The sequence below is a fragment of the Pseudomonadota bacterium genome, assembly GCA_010028905.1.
Taxonomy (GTDB): Bacteria; Vulcanimicrobiota; Xenobia; order RGZZ01; family RGZZ01; genus RGZZ01.
In genome coordinates this window covers 1-7,081 of the sequence record RGZZ01000265.1, presented here as the reverse complement: position 1 = coordinate 7,081, position 7,081 = coordinate 1, and the positions used below count along the sequence as shown (strand labels likewise).

The window sequence follows — 7,081 nt, the reverse complement described above, 5'->3', positions numbered from 1 at the left end:
CCGCATGAGCGACCCGGCCATGGTGCAGTCGATCATCGACGCGGTCACCATTCCGGTGATGGCGAAGGCGCGCATCGGGCACTTCGTCGAGGCAGAGATCCTCGAGGCGCTCGGCGTCGACTACATCGACGAGAGCGAGGTGCTCACCCCCGCAGATGAGCAGCATCACATCAACAAGAACGCCTTCCGCGTTCCCTTTGTCTGCGGTGCGCGCGATCTGGGCGAGGCCCTCCGCCGCATCAGCGAGGGTGCGGCCATGATCCGCACCAAGGGCGAAGCCGGAACTGGCAACGTGGTCGAGGCCGTGCGCCACATGCGCGCCATCATGGCCGACATCCGCCGTCTGCAAGGCATGCCCGACGATGAGGTTGCGTCGTTTGCCAAGAGCATCGGTGCGTCGCTCGAGCTCGTACTCGCGTGTCGTGAGAAAGGGCGTCTCCCGGTGGTCAACTTCGCCGCGGGTGGCATCGCCACACCGGCCGATGCCGCGCTCATGATGCGGCTCGGTGCTGATGGTGTGTTCGTCGGCAGCGGCATCTTCAAATCATCTGATCCGGCGAGTCGCGCCAAGGCCATCGTCGAGGCGACGACTTTCCACAAGGAAGCCGACGTTCTGGCTCGCGTCTCGAGGAACCTGGGTGACCCGATGAAGGGGCTCGAGATCTCTTCGCTTCAGCCGTCTGAGCTGCTTCAGGTCCGCGGGTGGTGACGACCGACGCACCGTGCATCGGCGTGCTCGCCCTTCAGGGCGACGTGAGCGAGCACGTGCGCGCCATCGAGGCCGCCGGCGGACGCGCGCTCGAGGTGCGCGACGCCGACGGGCTCGAGCGGGTTCATGGGCTCGTGATCCCTGGAGGCGAGAGCACCACGGTGGGCATGCTCCTGACGCGCTTCGCGCTGCTCGAGCCGCTGCGCCGCCGCATCGAGCGCGGTCTCCCGGTCTATGGCACGTGCACGGGTCTCATCCTGCTGTCGCGTGCCATCGATGACGGTCTCGAGGGGCAGCCGCATCTCGGCTGCCTCGACGTGCGCGTGCGTCGCAATGGCTATGGCAGACAGCTGCAGTCGTTCGAAGCCGACATCGAGATGCGTCTGGGCGGCGACGTTCCGGCCGTGGTCAGGGCGGTGTTCATCCGCGCGCCCAAGATCGTGGCGACGGGCGGCGCGGTCGAGGTGCTTGCGTGGCACGACGGGGTCGCCGTCGCGGTGCGCCAAGGGTCGCTGCTGGCCACCTCGTTCCATCCGGAGCTGACGCGAGACTGCCGCGTTCACGCGCTGTTCGTCGAGATGTGCCGAGCGGCGGTGCCCATCTCTTCGTGACGGCGGTCATCTCGCTGCTCACCGATTTCGGGACACACGATCCCTACGTGGGCATCATGAAGGCGGTGATGCTCTCGCGGGCTCCACAGGCCTGCTTCGTCGACCTCACCCATGATGTGGCGCCGCAGAACGTGCGCCAGGGCGCCTTCGCCCTGGCTTCGGCGGTGAAGTGGTTCGCACCGGGCGCGATTCACGTCGCGGTGGTCGATCCGGGGGTCGGCACCGAGCGGCGGGCCGTGGTGGTCCAGACCCATCGTGCGCGCTATGTTGCGCCAGACAACGGCCTGCTCACCCTGGCGCTCGACGGCGATCCCCCCGTGGGTGCGTGGCACCTGACGCGTCCGCAGTACTTCCTCCCGGCGCGGAGCGCCACGTTCCATGGGCGTGACGTCTTCGCTCCGGTGGCGGCGCATCTGGCGCAGGGCGTTGCGCCGGCTGATCTTGGGGATCCCATCGATGTGGCGCAGCTCGTGCGTCTCCCTTCCCCCGCGCCGGTGCCCGTGGCGGGAGGGCTGCGCGTGCCCGTGATCCATGCCGACCGGTTTGGCAACCTGGTGACCGCGCTGCATCGCCGACAGGTCGATGAACGCGTCGTCGTCGGTGCCCGTGCGGCAGGCCGAGGGCTCAGGCGGGTCGAGACCTATGGTGACGTGGCGCCGGGCACGCTGCTCGCGCTCTGGGGCAGCAGCGATCATCTCGAGCTGTCTGTCTCCATGGGCAGCGCCGCCCAGGTTCTCGGTCTCGGCGAGGGTGACGAGGTCGATGTCGTCATCGGTGGGGAGGTCGACCCATAGACATGTCGCAGGAGAGGGCGCCCATCGTCGAGATGCTGTCGGCCTACGCTTCGCGCGAGCCGATGGAGCTGTGCTGCCCGGGCCATCGGCAGGGGCGGCAGACCGATGAGGAGACGCTGGGGCTGCTGGGGAGAGGAGCGTACGCGCACGACGTCACCCAGGTGCCGGGCATCGACGATCTGCTGGCCCCCGTGGGGGCCATCGATGCGGCGCAGCGTCTGGCGGCATCGCTCTGGGGCGCGCGGCAGACCCATTTTCTCGTCAATGGCACCACCAGCGGCATACAGGCGGCGTTCCTTGCCGTGTGCCGCGAGGGTGATCGGGTGGCGGTGCCGAGGGCCTGTCATCGCTCGGTGGTGGAGGGGTTGATCCTGAGTGGCGCGCTCCCCATCTGGGTCTCCTGTCCCATCGATCCGATCTTCGGCTGCGCTGTGCCGCCAGATCCGGACGCGCTTGAGCGGGCGGCCGCCGACGCCATGATGGCGGTGTCGACACGACCCACCTACCACGGGGACGTGGCGGTGCTCCCTTGGTCGAGCCAGCGCCCGCCCCAGGGCGCGATACGGCTTGTCGACGAGGCCTGGGGAGCGCACCTGGGGCTGCATCCCGAGCAGTCGCCGGGTGCCTGCACCCTGGGGGCAGACCTGGTGGTGAACAGCACCCACAAGACCTGCGGGGCGCTTTCCGGGTCGTCGATGCTCCACCGCTGCACCGATCGGGTCGATGAAGCACGTCTGTCGGCCGCGGTGCGCCTGCTCACCACCACTAGTCCCTACTACCCGATGCTCGCCTCGCTCGATGGTGCGCGCCGCTGGCGCGCCTTGCACGGGCGTCGATCCGTGGGCGCCGCCCTCGAGGCTTCGCGTCAGGCTCGCGCTGCGCTGGCTGCGATCGAGGGGGTCGACGTTGCCGACGGCACGCGCGCTGAGCGTTTCAGAGGAGTCGCGGCGTTCGATGAGACCCGCCTCGTGTTCTCTGCCGCGCGTCTCGGGTGGAGCGGGCGCGCCATGGCCGCCGCGCTTCGCCGTCACGTTGGTCTCGAGGTCGAGCTGGCCGATGCGCGGGCCCTCATCGCGCAGGTGAGCGGCGAGGTCGACGCCGCGCGCCTGATTCGCGTGACCGATGCCGTGCGCACCATCGTCACTTCGGAATCGCCGTCGGAAGGCCCGTTCACGGGGGGGCTCCCGTCGATTGCACCGGAGATCGCGCTCTCTCCCCGAGAGGCCTATCTGGCTCGCCATGTGCGCGTGCCGCTCGAACAGGCCGTGGGTCGCGTGGCGGCCGAGATGGTGTGCCCCTATCCCCCCGGGATGGCGGTGGTGTCATACGGTGAGCGAATCACCCCTCAGGTGGCCGAGACGCTTCGCGGTCTGCAGGTCTCGTCGCTGCGCTTGCAGGGGTGCGCCGACCTCACCCTTGAAACCGTGCAGGTGGTGGCATGAGATCCGGAGGTTGCGACGCGACGCACCGGCCCTCGCGCGGGGGACGCTCATGAGAGAGGAGAACGACGCGTGAAAAAAGACCAGGCGCTGCAGATCACCGATGATCTCGAGCGTTTGCTCGAGATCATCCCGGCTGAGCCTCGGCGAAGGCTGCTCGAGCGCGAGCACCTCCTCGATCTCATCGAGATCGTGCTCGATCTGGGCCGCTGCCCGGAGGCGCGCTTCCCGGGGGACTACGAGTTCCTCGACGAGACCGATGTGACCCGCGACGACATCGCGCACGTGGTGGGGCGTCTTGGAACCTTCGGACGGGACAACCGCGCGGGCATCGAGCGAACCCTGCACCGCATCTCGGCCATCCGCAACCGCGTCGGGGAGATCGTGGGGCTCACCCTTCGCGTGGGCCGCGCCGTGTATGGCACAATCCATATCATTCGCGACATCATCGAGTCGGGTCGGAGCGTCTTGCTGCTGGGCCGGCCAGGCGTGGGGAAGACCACCATGCTTCGCGAGGTGGCTCGTGTGCTGGCCGATGAGTTTCGCAAGCGCGTCGTGGTCGTCGACACCTCGAACGAGATCGCGGGTGACGGCGACGTGCCCCATCCCGGAATCGGGCACGCCCGCCGTATGCAGGTGCCGCTGAACGAGCATCAGCACGCGGTGATGATCGAGGCCGTGGAGAACCACATGCCCGAGGTCATCGTGGTCGATGAGATCGGTACCGAGCAGGAGGCCTATGCGGCCCGCACCATCGCCGAGCGAGGGGTGCAGCTCGTTGCGACGGCCCACGGCACCAATCTCGCCTCGCTGCTGCAGAACCCGACGCTCTCTGATCTCATCGGTGGAATCCAGTCGGTCACCTTGAGCGACGAGGAAGCCCGACGGCGTGGCACGCAGAAGACCGTTCTCGAGCGCATGGCGCCTCCCACGTTCGATGTGATCATCGAGATCCAGGACAAGCACACCCTGGTGATCCACGACAACGTCGAAGAGGTCGTCGACATGACCTTGCGGGGCGCCGAGGTGCGTCCGGAGATACGCCAGCGCGACGCGGAGGGCCGCGTCGAGGTGCTACAGGAATCCAACCGCGATCTGCTGCTGCAGCACGAGCCGGAGGCACCGCCACGCTTTCCGCTGCCGCCGGAGATGCGCCTCGAGAATGCCCGCATCCTGCCCTTCGCGGTGAGTCGGAATCGCATCGAGCGCGCCATCCAGGACCTGGGGATCTCGGCGCGCATCGTGCGCAGCTGGGAAGAGGCAGACGTGATTCTCGCGCTCAAGGGGCACGAGCGGCGAGAATCGCGCCGCCTGCGCGAGAAGATGATGCAGAACGTGCCGGTCTATGTGATTCGTTCGAACACCGTGGCCCAGATCCAGGAGGCCCTGCGCCATCTGTTCCGGGTCCCGGCGGCCGACGCCGAGGCGGTGGCCCTGCGGGAGGCGGAAGAGGCGATTCGAAGCGTGCTCGCGGATGGGAGCCGCCCGGTCGAGCTGCGCCCGCAGGGACCGCTCATCCGAAGGCTTCAGCATCAGCTGGTGGAGCAGCATCCGCAGGTGCGCTCCCGCAGCAAGGGCGCCGAGCCGCGACGACGGGTGCTCATCTACAAGGACAGCGCATGAGGTCGTCTGCGCGAGGACAACGCCATCGGGAGACCGAAGCCCCCATTCAGCGTCTCGCACCCGAGGGTCCCCGTGGGCCATCGGTCATCTGGCAGACGGCGCGTCAAATCGAGAGGACGACGGCATGAGAGAGAGCAAGGGGTTCTTCATCACGTTCGAGGGCATTGAAGGCGCGGGCAAGAGCACACATGCCGCTCGGCTCTTCGAGACGCTCAAGGAGAAGGGCTACCCGGTCGTGCTCACGCGTGAGCCGGGTGGCACCCCCATCGGAGAGAAGCTGCGCACGATCGTCACCGATCCCGCGCACGGGGAGATGGCGCCGCTCACCGAGCTGCTGCTGATGGCGGCGTCTCGAGCACAGCATCTGCACCAGGTCATCCGACCCGCGCTGGGGGAAGGGAAGATCGTCATCTCCGATCGCTTCACCGACGCCACGCTCGCCTATCAAGGATACGGGCGCGAGATGCACCTGGCAATGGTGCGTGAGGTGAATGAGGTGGCCGCCTGGAACTGCCGCCCCGATATCACGCTGCTCTTTGATCTCGAGCCCTACCACGCCATGTCACGGGTACGTGACCGCCGCCAGATCGAAGAGCAGCTCCCGGATCGGCTCGAGCGCCAGACCATGGACTTCTACGATCGCGTTCGCAAGGGCTACCTCGACATCGCCTATGAAGAGCCCCAGCGCTTCCGGAAGTTCGACGCGGCCCAGCCCCTCGATGTGCTGTGGTCACAGGTCTTCGAGTGCGTGATGCGCGAGATCGCACGCAACTGGGGAGATCCGGACCGCCTCGAGATGCCGGGGCTGACCCTCTAGTGTCGCAGGAGGGGCGCGCACCACTTCAGCGGTTGAGACGGGTATAGGCCATGGCAGGCCGAGCGGTGGTGAGATCGGCGCCCGCGCCGACCGCCGATGAGGTGACCGAAGCGCGGGTGCTCGGCCACGCCCCGTTGCTGGCGCATCTTGCGGCCAAGCTGGAAGAGGGCAGCCCGCCGCAGTCGATCGTGTTCGCCGGCCCTCAAGGTGTGGGCAAGCGCACCTGCGCGATCTGGTATGCGCGCCTTCTGCTCTGCACCGATCGTCGAAGCCCCGACGCGCCCTGCGACGACTGCGCGGGGTGTCGCAAGGTGCTGGGCGGCACCCATCCTGACGTGTACGAGGTGAGACGAAGGGAGGAGCGCACCCAGATCGTGGCCGAGCAGATCGATCACGTCATCCGGGCCGCCGCGTTCCCACCGCTCGAGGCCGAGCATCGCCTCTTTCTCTTCAGCGAGGCCCATCTGCTCAACGAGACATGCATGAACATGTTGCTCAAGACCCTCGAAGAGCCTCGCCCCGAGCAGACCTTCATCCTCATCGCGCCCACCACGCGTGCGCTGCTCCCGACCGTTCTGTCTCGGTCACAGGTGCATCGGTTCGGCCCGGTCGCGCAGGACGTCATGGCCGACTGGCTCTCTGCGCGCTGCTCAGATGCAGCCCGTGCCGCTCTCGCCGCGTCGCTGAGCGAGGGGCGTCCGGGCTTTGCCCTCAAGCTTCTGCGCGATGAAGCGCTGTGGCAGCTGCGGAGCCGCATCCTCGACGCGGCGGAGTCGCTGGCGCGGGCAGACGCGGGCACGGCCCTGACCGTGGGCGAGCAGCTGGGGGGCCTCATCGATGGCGACAAGCGGCAGGCCCTCGATCACATCCTGTCCTTCCTGGGGGCGTGGTTCCGAGATGTCTGCTGGATCTCCCACGGTCTCGACGACGCGCGTCTCATCAACCTCGACCGAGCAGACGCGCTTCGCCGCAGTGCCTCGCGCTATGCACCGGAGCGGGCGCGGTCGGCCATGACGGCCATCGACGAAGCCCGTGGTCACGTCCAGCGCAACGTCAACACCACGCTGCTGCTGGGGCGCCTGTCGCTT

Annotated in this window: 7 protein-coding genes; all 7 read left to right on the top strand. The window is 67.7% G+C overall.

Going from position 1 to position 7,081, the window contains the following annotated elements:
• Nucleotides 1-709, top strand: a 709-nt coding sequence (pdxS, locus tag EB084_16370; GenBank protein NDD29832.1) for a pyridoxal 5'-phosphate synthase lyase subunit PdxS, incomplete at its 5' end; no start/stop codon positions are given.
• Nucleotides 706-1,320 carry a pyridoxal 5'-phosphate synthase glutaminase subunit PdxT gene (gene pdxT, locus EB084_16365; GenBank protein NDD29831.1) on the top strand — a complete coding sequence of 205 codons (615 nt, stop codon included), beginning with the start codon at nt 706-708 and terminating at the stop codon, nt 1,318-1,320. The genes pdxS and pdxT, both read left to right, overlap by 4 nt.
• Entirely contained in the window at nt 1,317-2,114 is a 798-nt protein-coding gene (locus EB084_16360; protein NDD29830.1) for a hypothetical protein, read from the top strand. The genes pdxT and EB084_16360 overlap by 4 nt, the downstream gene beginning before the upstream one ends.
• A gap of 2 nt (nt 2,115-2,116) precedes the next feature.
• Complete coding sequence (locus EB084_16355; GenBank protein ID NDD29829.1) at nt 2,117-3,556, top strand: decarboxylase; 1,440 nt, start codon at nt 2,117-2,119, stop codon at nt 3,554-3,556.
• 69 nt (nt 3,557-3,625) lie between these two features.
• Nucleotides 3,626-5,176: an AAA family ATPase gene (locus EB084_16350; protein ID NDD29828.1), complete on the top strand. Its 1,551-nt coding sequence runs from the start codon at nt 3,626-3,628 to the stop codon at nt 5,174-5,176.
• 124 nt (nt 5,177-5,300) lie between these two features.
• Nucleotides 5,301-5,993 carry a dTMP kinase gene (locus tag EB084_16345; protein ID NDD29827.1) on the top strand — a complete coding sequence of 231 codons (693 nt, stop codon included), beginning with the start codon at nt 5,301-5,303 and terminating at the stop codon, nt 5,991-5,993.
• Between the two features lie 50 nt (nt 5,994-6,043).
• Nucleotides 6,044-7,081: hypothetical protein (locus tag EB084_16340; GenBank protein ID NDD29826.1), on the top strand; the 1,038-nt coding region annotated here is incomplete at its 3' end.

Excerpts from the sequence above, each read along its gene's own strand:
- EB084_16355 (NDD29829.1), top strand. The coding sequence starts at position 2,117 with ATGTCGCAGGAGAGGGCGCCCATCGTCGAGATGCTGTCGGCCTACGCT.
- EB084_16345 (NDD29827.1), top strand. The coding sequence starts at position 5,301 with ATGAGAGAGAGCAAGGGGTTCTTCATCACGTTCGAGGGCATTGAAGGC.